This window comes from Leptospira ellinghausenii, assembly GCF_003114815.1.
Taxonomy (GTDB): Bacteria; Spirochaetota; Leptospiria; order Leptospirales; family Leptospiraceae; genus Leptospira_A; species Leptospira_A ellinghausenii.
Genome location: NZ_BFAZ01000009.1, coordinates 767,423 through 782,417, shown reverse-complemented (window position 1 = coordinate 782,417; position 14,995 = coordinate 767,423). Strand labels below are relative to the sequence as shown.

The following is a 14,995-nucleotide window of genomic DNA, read 5'->3' as shown; positions in this document are numbered from 1 at the left end:
TTGTGAAAATATCTTTACGAGATACAATCAAAGGTGTAATTGGGAAAACACTCTTAACATTTATTTTTGTCATATCCATGACAATGTTTTTTATATTATATCCGCTGTTAGCTGATCCAGATTATTACAAAAATCTAATTCTTGAGTCTACTTATAAAATGACTCAACTCAATGTGAATTATAAAAGTTCAGAACCAGTGTTTTTCCCTTTCCCTGGCATCGAGTTAAATGAAGTTACAGTCTCTAAAGCTGATGATGAAATTATTCACGTCCAAAAACTTCGTATTGAAATTTATTATGGAGTGTTTGTTGGTAAACCATTAGAATTAAGAAAAGTATACTTGAATACTGGCACAATTGAAATCACCAGAGAAAAAGATGAATCTTTTCCATTATTTGAGAAACTTTCGGAACAATCATTAGAGGAAATAACTTTAACATCTAAAAACAAATCCAAAGTTCAAAATGATATTCAGGAAGAAACACCTGAAGAACTTTATTTTTCCAAGACGTTTGCAAATTTAGTAAATCATATCGAAATTAAAAACATTACGATTTTATTCGATGACAAACTGTATTCACGAAAAATCAACTTATACCTATGGGGAACGACTCTTCACATAGACCATGATTTACGGAATATTGATTTTTATTTGTACGGAAAATTAAATAATGAACCTATTACTTTCAGTGTCGATTTTCTTTTTACCGAAGATAAGTTAACGTATGAAACTTTAAGATTGGAAGGTGAGTTCCAATTTCAAAACGTAAAAGGTATCGATTTACATGATATTTTAATCATTTTTACAAGAGGTGATTTAAGATTTGTAAAAACATCTGGTACAATCCCATTTTATAAAAGAGATGAATCAAAAATTTATGCTGTAGTTGACCAATTACATGTACAAGACTTGGCTTTAAAAGACGGAAAAACTTTTGCCGATGGTCACGTATCGACTCTTATCAATTATGATAGTAACGAAGATAAATTGTCTTTTGCAAATATCATAGTTGAGTGGAAGGGAAAATCAAAACTTTATGGATCAGGTTACGTAAACTTTTTAAAACCTCCTCTTTCGCCTACAGTTTCATTTGAAGGAACTTCCGATTATTTGGATGTACCTAGTATCATCAAAGTTTCTAAAATTTGGATCGATCCTGATTTTGAAAAATCAATCCTTACGCGTGGTTTGCCAAGTACTGGCTATGTGAATCGAATGAATGTTTATTTGGATTTTCATTTTCGAAATTTAACAATAGTTGATTTTAAAGCAGATTCTTTAAAATTAAATGTTCATTATGCAAAACGAAAATTAAATATCAACCGATATGAATTAAAAGTATATGATGGCGATGTCATTGGTACAGGTGAATATCGTTGGTTACAACCTGTTGGCCTTACTTTAAAAGGTGAAATTAAACATGTTTCGATTGCGCCAGTTTTATCAGACATTTTTAAAATATCTCCCATTACAGGAAGTATAGATTCGGATTTTGTAATCCTATCACCTTCTGATACCGAAGATGGTTTAGTTGATAATTTACAAATCATTGGGAATATTAATGCAAAAAATGGAGAATTATTAAGTTATACAAACATATTAAAACCAATTAGTTCCATTGGTAGTGTGATCAACTTAAAGAAAATTGATTTTAGTAGAGCTACGCCTTATAATGAACTTAAGTTTGATTTTCAGTATGCAAATGAAAACATTGAAATCAAAAATTTTGCCTTAAAAGCCGATGGCATTGCAGGTTCAGGTGGTGGAAAAATTGGATTTAACAAAGCCATCGATATGAAGTTTACCATTGCATTCCCGGGAGTTGCAGGTAAGGCATTAAAACTTCCTATTATTTACCGTGGAACTTATGGAGTTTCTTCACCTTTCATTGATCCCATTTGGTTAGGTTCGGTGTATGCAGGCACAATTTTTTTAGCAAGCCCAGCGGGAGCTGCTGTTGGAGGCATAGCCGGATCTGCTATGTCAGACTATGTCAACCGAGCAGTGGAAAATGTGACTGGTGGAGTACAAAAGAGTTGGAAGGGAATTAAATCAATATTTGGTGGCAAGGAAGAAGAAGAGAAAAAAGAAGAAAAAACCAAAGAGAAATCTCCTTAACATTTTCTTTTTTGAAGTTTGTTAGTTCATAATTTCCAGAATCACTCTTAATCATTTAATTTTCTTTATCATTTCGAATGGGTATGCCTTCGTTCTGTAAAATCCTTAGAGCATTCGTTGATCCAGAAACACCATCTCTGATCTGATAATCAAAATCCATTTTACCATTGGTTTCTAATTCAGTGAAATGGTATCGTTTTGCCGAGTTCATCTCAGCAAGTTTCAGATCATGTGTCGTTAAAAACACAATGCAGTTTTTTTCGCGTAATACAGCCAAGATTTCTCGGGTGGCAATGTACCTTTCTTTTGAATTTGTCCCTTTTAATATTTCATCTAAAAATAGAATTGGGACTTTCTTGGAATTGTCTGCATTGTTTATGATGGTAGCGAGTCTTCTGACTTCCGAATAAAAAAAGGAAACTCCATCTTCCATTGAGTCTTGTGAACGAATTAAGGTATGGATTTGAAACTCTGGGTATTCAAAACCATTTCCTAATACAGGTGCCCCTGATCCAGCAAGTAACAAAGACATGGCGATCGATCGCATGTATGTTGTTTTTCCACTCATATTAGATCCAGTAACAATCATCAAATCCCCGGGATTCATTTTTGGTAATGGATTTAAGATACGATTTCCTTTAGGAATCATTGGATGGACAAGTGAATTTGATGTAAGAGTTCCATCATTTGTGGTTGTTGCGAAGTTTGCTTCTGGATTCAAAAATCCGAAATTGACCATGGGAAGAATGGAATCAATTTTGATGATTTGGTTTCGTAATTCATTCCAATGGAACGAATATTGTTGTTTCCATTTTTGTAATGTTTTGATTTTCCAAAGGTCCCATAAACAAAGAACATTTAGCAACAAATGTGGAAGAGGAGAAACCAAAAGTTCTGATGAATCTCCAAGATTCGCTATTTTGGATAACATTTTTTTTGTGAATTTTCTTTCCTTCGAAAGAAATACAAAAGTTTTCTGAAACCGAACAGATGATTGACTTAAGGTTTTGATTTCCTTCCAAATCAAAGTAGATTCTCTTCGATAACTTAAAAATAGAATTCCGTTGGTGAGTAATAAAAACGGAATGAAGGGTAAATCAAATAATAATCCTAAGGTGATGTAAGTTGGTGAGAAGATTCCCCATATAGGAAACATCCAACGTAGCCAATTTCTTTTGTTCCAAAAATTGGTTTCGTTCTTAGTTGAAGGGATTTCAAATTTTTCGTTTGGTTCTCCATCTAAAACTAAATACTTTCTCATCAAATGGAAAGCTTTGTTTTTTTTAGTAAGGATTGTTTTGACAAAGGATTGGTCTGGAATGGCAAACTGATTATCAATTGGTTCTTGTAAAAATCGTAACAAGTAAGAATGGAACCCTTCTTTTGTGATGGTGGTGTCAAAAACTCCCAAAAACCCTTGTTTGGTGCAAAGATCCAAATCAATGGATAAGGGATGGTTTCTGACCACAATTGGATATTCCCAAGGTTCTCTTGTTTTTAATTTTTTATAATCTCCAGAAAAGCGGAGTAGTTCTTCCTCTAAAAATTGAAAGTTGCGTTTGGCAAAATCCAATTGAGACTTCCGATTTGTATACAATCGAACTAGGTATACAAATGGAAATATTGAGAGAATGGATAATCCATATTCTTTCCATGTGAGTTTGGTTAGGTAACAAAAGGAAATGGCAAATAAAAAAATTACGAAAGTTGATAATCGAAAAATCGAAACGGTTCTAAGGCGGTTGGATAAAAACTGAATTTTGGATTTGTATTTATTTTTCCTTAAGGAAAGGAAAACATAGGTTGGATTAGTGGAAAAGTGGTCGTTCGTAATTTTCTTCTTCCCTACGAGAAATCTCTGTATCGAGGACACGGATAAGACTTCCTAAGTCATTTAATCTCCATTTGTCGATGAGTCGTCCTTTCTCGCGACCAGAAAACTTATCCAAATACAGAGTACCAAATAGGTCTTCCCCATACTCATAAGCTACAAAGCGCCCGCTTCGTCTCCCTGTAGAATTTTCCAATCGAATCGTCATGAACGAATACCAAAAATCAGAGAAAAAAAAATAGTACAAGCAAAATTTTTTACTTCAGGATATTCATATTTCGGCGATACATATATTGGGGGGAGGCTACCTACCACGGATGGTGGGAACCTTCAAAATACAGAAACCCCGGAAACCGGAAAGCACGGAGGCTTGTATGGATTTCTATCCTGATATGAATTTGGAGTTTAAAAGCTCCTTCGTTAAAACCAACCAGTTTTTTGCTAATACAGAAGACGAATCCCTTCTCCCACAAAAAGGTCTTGCGGCACGTAACCTACTGAACCTTTCGCAACTGACCAAACTCCACGAAATACGCAAACGCCATTTGAAAAAAGGACACCAACGCGAAGGGTTCCACTGGGACTAAACATCTAAATTTCTCTTGACCATCTGAAAGTAGAGTCTATCATAAAGACCGCTTTTAGATGGAGAGATATGGCAAATAACCTAGCAGAAGTTTATAAGGAATCCGCAGAAAAATTTGGTCCAAGACCAGCATTTTGGTATAAAAATGCACAGAAGGATTACCAAGCACTTACCTATAAACAACTTTACGAAGATGGTATCGCACTTGCAGAAGCCCTAATTGATTTGGGTGTAAAAGCGAGAGAACATGTTGGCGTATTAGCTGACAACCGAGTCGAATGGATCATAGCTGATTGTGCTGTGTTAACTGCTGGAGCGGCAAACGTTCCGCGCGGGTCTGATATCACTGATTCGGAAATCGTTTACATTTTAAACCACTCGGAAGCCAAAGTTGTTTTTTTAGAAAACGATAAGGTTTACGAAAAATATAAAAATAACAAATCCCAAGTGAAATCGGTAAAAACCGTGATCATTATGGACAAAGACACCAAACTCAAGTCAGGTGCTGGGATTTTACACTTCTATGACCTTTTGGAAAAGGGAAGGGAACTTCGCTCTAAAGGAAAACGAGAAGCGGAAAAAAGGATGTCTGGAATCAAACCAGATGATTTGTACACACTGATTTACACATCTGGAACTACTGGGATGCCTAAGGGTGTAATGCTTATGCATTCCAACATGATCCACCAGATGCATTATGTGGTCCCTCGTGTTGCGAAAGTGACTCCAGATGATCGTATGTTGTCCATCCTACCAGTATGGCATATCTTTGAACGAGTTGTGGAATACTTTGCGATCATCAATGGTGGCTCCACTTATTATACAAAGGTAACCGAACTTCGTAATGATATCCAAAAAGCAAGACCTACTTTCATGGCTTCTGCTCCAAGGGTTTGGGAAAGTATTTATAACGGGATTTACACTCGTATCAATGATCCGAAACAAACACCTCCTGTAAGAAGATTATTGTTTAAGGTTGCTTACTTTTTTTCGAAACACTACCATGCTTCCATTCGATTTTTGAAAGGTTGGGAAGTGGATTACGAAGGAAGGAACATCCTACATTCATTGTTTCTTTCTGTTGTATCGGTCGTTAAATTGTTATTAACTGGTCCGTTTACAGTGACAATCCTTTCCCTTCTTTCCTCACAGTTTTTGGTACCAGAAGAAAGTGTTCTCAAAACTCCACTGTATGTATTGGCTGGACTTGGAGTTTTATTTAACTCTTTCACACTTGATCGCATTGTACTTTCTAAAATCAGACAAGCAACAGGTGGCCACTTACGAGCGACACTTTCAGGAGGGGGAGCCCTTCAAAAACACGTGGATGCTTTTTTTATGGATATCGGGATTACAGTTCTCGAAGGGTATGGAATGACAGAAACGGGACCGGTTATATCGGCTCGAACATTTGACCGACCCATTATGGGTTCTGTTGGGGATATTGTTCCACTCAGCCAAGTGCAAATCCGAGATGATGCTGGGAATGTTCTTTGCCATATCGATGACAAAAAGAATATCATCTTTGGTAAATTAGGTGCCAAAGGTGTGGTTCACATCAAAGGACCTCAAGTGATGAAAGGGTATTACAAAAATCCTGAAACCACCAAAAAAACCATCGTAGACAATTGGATGAACACCGGTGACATCGGGATGATTAACTTCAAGAAGACCCTCACACTCACTGGTCGTGCAAAAGACACCATTGTATTACTCGGTGGTGAAAACGTAGAACCAGTTCCAATCGAAAACAAAATTGATGAATCACCTTACATCAAACAGTCTATGGTAGTGGGACAAGACCAAAAAGTACTCGGAGCAATCATTGTTCCTGACTTTGACTCTCTCATCCCTTGGGCAGAAGAAAATGGAATCACAGAAAAAAGTCCAGAGAAACTCATTGTTCATCCGAAGGTAGTAGACTTCTACAAAAAAGAAGTTCGCAATTTTAACAGTGTTAAAACTGGATTCAAAAACTTCGAACAAGTGCAATATGTGACTCTCATCACAAAACCATTTGAAGTTGGAGACGAACTCACTAACCTAATGAAGATGAAGAGACATGTGATTACAGAAAAATACAAAGACAGAATTTTGGAGCTCTACAAAAACAGTTAATATGACTCCTTTTGCAGAGATCTTTCATGGAGACCGCATCTTGGAAATCAAGATGCAGTCCAATGAAAAGAACACATTTGATTTTGAAGCCTTTGTTTCATTTCAAGAAATCCTAAACAAACACGCAAACAATCCTAACTTGCGTGTTTTATTATTTACATCCGCACAAACACAATTTTTTTCCAATGGGATTGAACCCACTCTCATGTATGGAAAATCGGAATCCGATGTCAGGCGATCCGTTGAACAGTTGTTAAGAACGGCACAAACCTATTTCCATTTTCCAGTTCCAACCATTGCAGTGATCAACGGTCATTGTATGGCTGCTGGCGCTGTATTTGCCTTGTTTTCGGATTACCGCTTCATGGTGGACAAAGGAGGAAGGATTGGTTTTTCGGAAGCAATTGTAGGTCTTAATTTTCCTTCGATCCCAACCATCGTATTGCAAGACTTAGTTGGAGTAAAAGCCACTCGTGACTTACTTTTTACGGGAAAACAAATTAAGGGTCCAGAAGCAAAGGAAATTGGCCTTGTGGATGAATTGTTTAGTGCAGATGATTTGGTTCCAGAAGCTATGAAGTTTGCCGAATCACTCTCCAAACTCACTTACAATTCGAGCCGTGGGATGAAAACTGCCTTACGAGAACCATACCGAACACAAATGGAATCCTTATTCCAATTGGATGCCGATTTATTCACGAAAGTGATTTTATCTCCCGATGGCCAGGAAGGATTTTTATCACTCATCGAAAAACGTAGACCCAAGTTCAGCACATGATACGAATCTTGATTGTTTTTGTGGTACTAATTTTTATGAATTGTGCCACAAAAGCAGTCATAAGGAGATCACAAGTAGTTCCGACAAAAATCAATCATTTGGATTCCGTTAAGCTCATCCAACCTGATTATCATTTGTTGTTTGAATCCCCTGAATTGAAAACTGAAGATGGGACAAGATACGAACCTTCTTTTAATGCGTGGGATCGAAGTTCCGGTAAATGGTTTGTACCACACCCACAAAGTAGCTTAGAAGCATTAGAGATCAGGGAAATTGAAAGCCAAGAGGAAACATCTCGTAAAGGTGGCATCTATTTCCAACCAAAGTCATACAACTATTCTTGGTCGTTATATTTATCAAAGGAGTTCTCTGTTGTATACAAATTATCGTTAGATGAAACTACAGGGATTCCCAAGGAAATAGAATACGTTGAATATGAAAATTCCTTTGGTATTTGTATTGAATTAAAGACGGGAAAAACATGTTACGAATCGATTTCGATCGAAAAGAGTCAGGATCCAAACACATTCCAATTAGCTCGTTGTGACTCTTGCCAAACAAAAATTCGAAATACCATTCGCATTCCCAAACAACCTACAGAAGACTCTCTCGTCGTTGCCCTTGTGGATGAATATGGAATTGTGAGCAAAATGTACCTAGTCGATGCTAAGAAATATGGATTTCTACTGTATCGGTATATTGAAATTGAATCCATAGAAAAGTTTGGAACTAATGTTAAATGGTATCCTGTTTTGCCATTTGCCTTCCTTTGGGATGCCATCACCTTTCCCTTCCAATTCCTTTGGAAAATTCTGACAATCATTGCATTCAGTCGTTCTTTTAACTAAGAAAAGAATGGAAAACCAATCCGTAAAAAATAGAAACTTTGTCTAAGATATTGATCGAACCTAATCCCTTTTTGATTTCACTTGTAAGGGCTTACCCTTGACGAAATCAGAATGTGAAAAAACTTCATCTTAAAGAGGAAATCCATGGCAGAGAATCATTATTACAACGCAAAAGATTTAGGAAAATTTGGAGAAATTGGGCGTACAAATCCCGCTCTTGCTGATAAATTTTTTGGGTATTACAATGCTGTGATGGCTGAAGGAGCACTCACGGAAAGAGAAAAGGCTCTGATTGCTCTTGCAGTAGCTCATGCTCTAAAATGCCCTTATTGTATTGATGCCTATACGACCACCTCACTTCAAAAAGGTGCTGATGAGGCACAAATGAATGAAGCTGTACATGTGGCGGCAGCAATGGCTGCTGGGATCAACTTAGTTCACAGTGTACAAATGCAAAACAAAATTGACGAACTTTCTTTTTGATCTATGGAAGTAACCGAACAAATTTCCACCTTACAAGGTTACAGCGGGAATCCATTTCTAAAAACGGTTGGAAAACCAATACAAGCTCGTTCGATTAAGGTATTTCAAATCAATGTTGGCAAGTGGTGTAACCAAGCTTGCCGGCATTGCCATGTGGATGCCTCTCCTATTCGAACAGAGATGATGGATAGAAGTACTGCGGAACTTTGTATCGAACTCATTTCGAAAATTCAAGAGATCGAAACAGTGGATATCACTGGTGGTGCTCCAGAAGGGAATCCACATTTTAAATATCTGGTAACAGAAGCAAAACGTCTAGGGAAACGAGTGATGGATCGTTGTAATCTCACCATTTTAGAGGAACCAGGTTATGAATGGTTGTATGAATTTCTAAAAGAAAATGAAGTTGAAATTGTTTCGTCGTTACCTTCTGTTCTGGAAAATGTGACGGACAACCAAAGAGGAAAAGGTGTTTATCAAAAATCGATTACCGCCTTAAAAAAGTTAAATGCTATCGGTTACGGCACTTCTCTTCCCATTCATTTGGTATACAATCCCAATGGATTGTTTTTAAGTTCGGGACAGTCACAATTAGAAAAAGAATACAAAGACAGTTTGTTTAAAAAATATGGAATCGTATTCAACCAACTCTTTTGTATCAATAACCTCCCCATCAATCGCTTTTTAGGATCCCTTGTCCGAAGTGGTAAGTTTGAAATGTATATGGAAACATTGGTAAATGCATACAATCCTGCAACAGTGAATGGCCTCATGTGCCTCGACCAAATATCAGTAGGGTATGAAGGGTCAGTATACGATTGTGATTTTAACCAAATGTTGGATTTAAAATCCAAAGAAGTGAAACACATCAAAGATTTCGATTTGCACGCATTTCTTGGACGTGAAATCGTTGTAGCAAACCATTGTTATGGTTGTACAGCTGGAGCTGGTTCTAGTTGTGGTGGAGAAATTGTATAAATGTCGATTCAAAATGAAAAAGACCTACAAGGGATTTTAAAAGCTGGCAAGTTTGTCGCAAAAGTACGTGAACTTTTAAAATTATTAGCAAAACCAGGTGTATCTACATTGGAACTGGATATGGCAGCCAAACATGAGTTTGAAAAAGCAGGAGCTTATTCTGCACCAAAGTTTGATTATAAATTTCCTGGTTTTACTTGTATCAGCACTAATTTTGAAATTGCTCATGGAATTCCTAAAAAGGACACCATTTTAAAAAAAGGCGATTTGGTGAATGTGGATGTATCTGCAAAACTCGATGGGTATTATGCAGACACGGGGATTTCCTTTGTTGTTGGAAACACAAATCCTAAATTGGAAAAACTGTGTGATACCGCGATTGAAGGAACCATGCGCGCCACAAAACAAGCGTATACTGGAAATTATTTAAGAAATATTGGAAAAGAAATACATTCTGCTGCCAAAGAAAATGGATTCACTGTCATTAAAAACTTAGCAGGACATGGTACTGGAAAAAAATTGCATGAAGAACCACAAGTGTTGGTATACGAAGACAAACGGGACCATCGCAAACTGAACCATGGCCTTGTCCTTGCAATTGAATCCTTTATCTCCACTGGAAACCAAACTGCATTTGAAGAAGCTGATGGATGGACCCTTGTGGCAGGGAACAGGCAAGGAAATTTAAGTTACGTGGCACAATGTGAGCATACTGTCATTGTGCAAAATGGTAAACCCATCATTGCCACTTTATAATTTTCGATTGGATTGAAGATATTGGGGATTTTTTGTCTTCTCTAGAAATCATCGAACAAGGTGTTCCACCTGAAGAAGCACAAGGTTTTCTCATCCTTTGGCCAAGCACAGGTGGAAATGTACGTTCCTTTCGTATACGCGATTCTGAACTTATTGAATACGGACTCAGGTTAATCCGATTTAATCCACCATCACATGGTGATTCCAATGGAACATATGATCCAAAATCCGCCATTTCGCTGTTAGATGAATATTTAAAGAAACAAAATTATATTGGGAAACCATTGTTTGGAATTGGCCATAGTGGAGGTGGCGCAGCCCTTCTATTATACGCAATACAAGTCCAGTTCCAAAAATTGTTTTTATTATCTCCCATACTAAATAGTGTCAAAAGTTTAGAATTTTTGTATGAATCAAATTCTATTGAAGAATTTAGTCGGTTGTTACTTTTACCAAACATTCCTGATGATGATTTTCCCAACAAACAGATATTAGAAACTTTATCCACTCCGAATTGGTTGGAAAATGGTGAGGTAAACCATCTTTCTTTTCCAGTTAAAAATACAAGGATACAGGTGGATTCACTTGCTCAGTTCTTACAAAATTTATTTTTACCTGGATTTCGGGTGGAAAACTATGATTTTGAAAAAAGAACAGAGGTAACAATTTTTTTACCGGCAATGGACAAATGGTTTCCTAAAGAATTCACATCCGAATTTGCAAAACGAAACCGTATGCGTTTGGTAGAAATCCTAGAAGCACCCGATCATTTTTTTTCCAAGAGTTGGCTTTCCGTTTGGAAACAGATCAAATCGATTGGATGGGAAAATAAAGAATCCAATCACTATTAAAAAATATTCAATTATTGGTTTACAAATGAACAAGAGTCAGTTAGTATTCTCGCCTGTATCATTTCACTCTGATTGGTGGAAGGTTACAAAGGAGAAACTGTGGAACCAATCTATTTGGCATTGATTTTATTTACTCTTTGGACTTTGGGTCTTGGAGTTACATTGATAACGTATCGAAGTGTACAAGTGTTACTTGGTAAAAAAAAATCCAATGAATTTCCAGCAGGTATACAACATGGAAGTGATTTTAATTGGAGGTTGAATCGTGCTCATCTCAACAGTCTGGAAAACCTACCTATATTTGTAGCAGTAGTATTCTTAACTGTGAGTTTAGGAAAGGTAAATGAATTTGTGAACCAAGCAGGATTTGTGATTTTAGGAGCAAGGGTATTACAATCCCTCACTCATTTGATTGGAACGAATGTCCTTGCAGTGAACATCCGTTTTACATTTTATATGATCCAAATTGTGACTTATATTGTTTTGCTAATCCACTTACTTTAAACACCTTCCCGTTTGAGGTCACGGCCCATTAGAGCTTTTACAACTTCTTTTGGGTCTTTGTCTTCGTATAACATACGATACACTTCTTGAGTGATTGCCATTTCTACTCCCAATTTATCCGAGAGATTTTTGGTAGAGAGTGTGGTTTTGACACCTTCTGCCACTTCGTTCATCGATGCCAAAATTTCTTTTAACTTCTCTCCTTTGCCCAATCGAAAACCAACAGTTCGATTTCTGGAAGCTTCCCCACAACAGGTTAGCACTAAATCTCCCATACCAGATGGCCCAAGAAAGGTCATAGGGTCTGCTCCCATTTTGATTCCCATCCGAGTGATCTCGTTTAACCCACGTGTGATGAGAGCAGCCCTTGTATTTTGGCCAAAGCCAAGACCGTCGGCGACACCTGCGGCAATGGCGATCACGTTTTTCAAAGCACCACCCACTTCCACACCAACTACATCGGGAGTCCAATAGGTACGAAAGTATGTGAAACTAAAAATCTCTTGCACACGTTTGGCGGTTGCTTCGTTTTTGGAAGCGATGGAAACAATGGTAGGAACTCGTTTTACCATTTCTTTGGCAAAACTAGGACCCGAAAGATAGGAAAGTTGAGAATGGTACTGGCCTGGAAGTTCCGATTCAAAAATCTCGGAGACAAGTCGTAAGGATTCATTCTCAATCCCTTTGGATGCGGAAACAATGGGAACTTTATGCGGGATGTGGTCTTTAATTTCCTTTAAGATGCCGGATAAGGCATGGCTTGGTGGTGCGGAAACAATCATTTCCTTGTCTTTTACCACCTGGATGAGGTCCGTACTCGCCCTCAATTTTTCTGGAAGGACCAAATCAGGCATATGTTTGGAATTCATATGGTTTTCATTGATGGAACGAGCTTGTTCCTCACTTCTTGTCCAAAGGGTGACGTCGTAACCCTTATCTGCCAAAATACTACCTAGTGCAGTGCCAAAACTTCCAGCACCTATGATTCCAATCTTCATGAGTTCAGTATTCTAAATCTGCTTTCCAAAAAGGCAATAGAAAATAAAATTAAAATATGCTTTTAACGGATCTCTTCCGTTTCAACCCACTCAATCTCTTTTTGCCACCCAAAGTGGTCCCAAAGAGTAATTACAAAGTTACCTTATTGCTTGGTAGCTTAAAAAAAGTCATACAAACGGAAATCATCGCAGAAGACCCCGATTTAGAAAGTATGGAAGTCGATTCTGCAAAAGGGGAAGTCATCTTAACAGGGACATACAGAATGGAATGGCTTTGGATTGCAAGAATCCTAAAAGTAAATTCGATACGTTACCGTGTGCGACTCAAACCAGTGTTAGTAAAAGATAACAAAGCAAGGCTAAAAATTGTTGGATACCGTGTATGGGACACCAAACCAAGGAGATTTGACTTTGTTAGGTGGTTTGTTAAAATTGATCCTTTCCATAAAAAAAAGGTATTTGAATCCATCATCCATGCTGCTCCCCATATATTATCGATCACAGGTCTACAATGGGAATTATTATTTGATCTCAATTATTTTCTAAATTTGGTTCCGGCCATTGCAGGAAAAATCGAAATCCAATACCTAGTCGCTGATCATAATGAATTGTATATCTTTGTTAGATCCTCTACCATATTAAAACCTCTGGTAGATTTTTTTGGACCTGAATATCTTAAGATCGATTATATAGAAGAGGATAGAGATATTCAGATGTTACTTTGGGAAAACGAATAAATGAAAATCATTTATCTTACGGATATCCATGATGGACTTCATGGTCTCAAAAAAATTCTGCAATCAACAGAAGCAGATTTGTACCTTTTTTCCGGAGATATTATCTACAAAGCATTTTTTTCCTTTGATCGTATCATCGATTTTTGTGGTGTCCAAGAAGAATTGTATTATTTGTTAACGGAAAGAAAAGACGACTCAACTCCGTTTGATTTCACAACTCATGCCATTCGTTTTCCTGAAAAGTATTCGACTGCCATTGTTGAAAAGTCACAAAAATATAGAGACTTGTATAAGTTAGCTGCCAAAACGATGAAAGAAAAATACGAAATCATCGAAAAATTGATTTTGAAATACGCAAAATCACCTGTTTATTGTTTGCCGGGAAATTATGATTTGGATTTACAATACACGGAATTGTACCAAAGAGAAGTGCATCGTAAAAGTTTTGATTTTAAAAACATCAAAGTTTCTGGCTATGGTGGTGCTCCCATTTGGACTTCCGGTATCCCTGAGAAACTAACAGTTGTTTTTCATGAATACACGAAAAATGGAAAAAACTATAGTGAACCTGAGGACTTTTTCCGAGAAGAATTACCTGACATTTGTTGGATTCATAATCCAGCTTATGGTTATTTTGATACGATTCCGGGAGTAGGTAAGTGTGGAAGCCAAGGGATACGTCGTTATTTAGATGATGAATCTCCTTCTCTTGTTGTTTCTGGGCACGTTCACGAAGACCAAGGAATTAAAAAAACAAAAAATACAGTTTTTATAAATCCATCTAACTTTGGTGCTGTGGACTCTTTACATGGTTTTCAAGAAGGTGGGTATTATGCTGAAATTATGATGGAAGGAAAAGATGTTGTACAATCCAATCTTTGCCAATTAAAGGAAGATGTTTGCCATACCTTAATTGAAGTGGATTGTTCGGAAAAACAATTAAAACTCATTTCTCAAAATCCAATTTCAACAGTGAGTTCTGAAGATTACATTCGAGGAAACTAAATGGTCACCTTTCTGACGATTTGTGGCGTATTATTCACTGTAGCCTTTTTTTTATATGCACTCTCTGCTGTTGACAACCAATCGCTAAACCAAAAAGAAAAAGAACGCCTTAAAAAAGAGGAAAATCTTCGAGTAGGGGATCCACGAAAAGTTTATGGTAAGGATAAAGATCCTAGTTTGCCAAGACTGCGCCTATGCCCTGTTTGTGGAACAGTTCTTCGGAAAGATGAATATCTATATGCTGCTATTTCTACTTATACAAATAGCGAAGGGAAAAAACAGGCACAAATTTATGGATGCAAATATTGTTATCTGATTTTAGATTCTGAAAAAAATAATCTTTTGCCAAATGTTGGGAATGACAATCCATTTGGACCACCTAAACCTACGGATGAAATATAA

At 37.1% G+C, this 14,995-nt stretch carries 16 protein-coding genes; 13 read left to right on the top strand and 3 right to left on the bottom strand.

Annotated elements, in window-relative coordinates; translation table 11 throughout:
* Positions 1 to 2 precede the first annotated feature (2 nt).
* A complete protein-coding gene (locus DI076_RS12170; protein ID WP_108960103.1) occupies positions 3 to 2,120 on the top strand; it encodes an AsmA family protein in 2,118 nt (705 codons plus the stop codon).
* Positions 2,121 to 2,175: 55 nt separating this feature from the next.
* Here DI076_RS12170 and DI076_RS12165 read toward each other — a convergent pair whose 3' ends face one another.
* Positions 2,176 to 3,993: a MutS-related protein gene (locus DI076_RS12165; protein ID WP_108960102.1), complete on the bottom strand. Its 1,818-nt coding sequence runs from the start codon at positions 3,991 to 3,993 to the stop codon at positions 2,176 to 2,178.
* Positions 3,929 to 4,159 (bottom strand): hypothetical protein, encoded by a 231-nt coding sequence (locus DI076_RS20335; RefSeq protein ID WP_100725929.1) that lies wholly within the window; start codon positions 4,157 to 4,159, stop codon positions 3,929 to 3,931. The genes DI076_RS12165 and DI076_RS20335 overlap by 65 nt, the downstream gene beginning before the upstream one ends.
* A 166-nt stretch (positions 4,160 to 4,325) precedes the next feature.
* On the opposite strand from DI076_RS20335, the gene DI076_RS12155 reads away from it, so the two are divergent.
* The 9 genes from DI076_RS12155 to DI076_RS12115 all read left to right on the top strand — a co-directional run bounded on the left by DI076_RS12155 (position 4,326) and on the right by DI076_RS12115 (position 11,853).
* On the top strand, positions 4,326 to 4,538 hold the full coding sequence (locus tag DI076_RS12155; RefSeq protein WP_407658450.1) for a hypothetical protein: 213 nt from the start codon (positions 4,326 to 4,328) through the stop codon (positions 4,536 to 4,538).
* A 68-nt stretch (positions 4,539 to 4,606) separates the two neighbouring features.
* On the top strand, positions 4,607 to 6,655 hold the full coding sequence (locus DI076_RS12150) for an AMP-dependent synthetase/ligase (protein ID WP_108960101.1): 2,049 nt from the start codon (positions 4,607 to 4,609) through the stop codon (positions 6,653 to 6,655).
* A gap of 1 nt (position 6,656) precedes the next feature.
* Positions 6,657 to 7,433, top strand: a complete 777-nt coding sequence (locus tag DI076_RS12145) for an enoyl-CoA hydratase/isomerase family protein (protein ID WP_108960100.1) — start codon at positions 6,657 to 6,659, stop codon at positions 7,431 to 7,433.
* 35 nt (positions 7,434 to 7,468) lie between these two features.
* A complete protein-coding gene (locus tag DI076_RS12140; protein WP_245918408.1) occupies positions 7,469 to 8,281 on the top strand; it encodes a hypothetical protein in 813 nt (270 codons plus the stop codon).
* 144 nt (positions 8,282 to 8,425) lie between these two features.
* Positions 8,426 to 8,764: an arsenosugar biosynthesis-associated peroxidase-like protein gene (locus DI076_RS12135; protein WP_015676644.1), complete on the top strand. Its 339-nt coding sequence runs from the start codon at positions 8,426 to 8,428 to the stop codon at positions 8,762 to 8,764.
* Positions 8,765 to 8,767: 3 nt separating this feature from the next.
* Positions 8,768 to 9,742 (top strand): arsenosugar biosynthesis radical SAM (seleno)protein ArsS, encoded by a 975-nt coding sequence (gene arsS / locus DI076_RS12130; RefSeq protein ID WP_108960098.1) that lies wholly within the window; start codon positions 8,768 to 8,770, stop codon positions 9,740 to 9,742.
* Positions 9,743 to 10,498: a type I methionyl aminopeptidase gene (map, locus tag DI076_RS12125; protein WP_108960097.1), complete on the top strand. Its 756-nt coding sequence runs from the start codon at positions 9,743 to 9,745 to the stop codon at positions 10,496 to 10,498.
* Between the two features lie 32 nt (positions 10,499 to 10,530).
* Positions 10,531 to 11,349, top strand: a complete 819-nt coding sequence (locus DI076_RS12120) for an alpha/beta hydrolase family protein (RefSeq protein WP_108960096.1) — start codon at positions 10,531 to 10,533, stop codon at positions 11,347 to 11,349.
* 99 nt (positions 11,350 to 11,448) lie between these two features.
* Complete coding sequence (locus tag DI076_RS12115; protein ID WP_108960948.1) at positions 11,449 to 11,853, top strand: MAPEG family protein; 405 nt, start codon at positions 11,449 to 11,451, stop codon at positions 11,851 to 11,853.
* Here DI076_RS12115 and DI076_RS12110 read toward each other — a convergent pair.
* The gene (locus DI076_RS12110; RefSeq protein ID WP_100725418.1) at positions 11,850 to 12,851 is read right to left on the bottom strand and encodes an NAD(P)H-dependent glycerol-3-phosphate dehydrogenase; all 1,002 of its coding nucleotides are present in this window, start codon (positions 12,849 to 12,851) and stop codon (positions 11,850 to 11,852) included. The genes DI076_RS12115 and DI076_RS12110 overlap by 4 nt on opposite strands.
* Before the next feature lie 56 nt (positions 12,852 to 12,907).
* On the opposite strand from DI076_RS12110, the gene DI076_RS12105 reads away from it, so the two are divergent.
* Genes DI076_RS12105 through DI076_RS12095 form a run of 3 tightly spaced genes read left to right on the top strand, consistent with a single transcriptional unit; the run spans position 12,908 to position 14,995 of the window.
* Positions 12,908 to 13,588 (top strand): hypothetical protein, encoded by a 681-nt coding sequence (locus tag DI076_RS12105; RefSeq protein WP_108960095.1) that lies wholly within the window; start codon positions 12,908 to 12,910, stop codon positions 13,586 to 13,588.
* Complete coding sequence (locus DI076_RS12100) at positions 13,589 to 14,593, top strand: metallophosphoesterase family protein (RefSeq protein WP_108960094.1); 1,005 nt, start codon at positions 13,589 to 13,591, stop codon at positions 14,591 to 14,593.
* On the top strand, positions 14,594 to 14,995 hold the full coding sequence (locus DI076_RS12095; protein WP_108960093.1) for a hypothetical protein: 402 nt from the start codon (positions 14,594 to 14,596) through the stop codon (positions 14,993 to 14,995).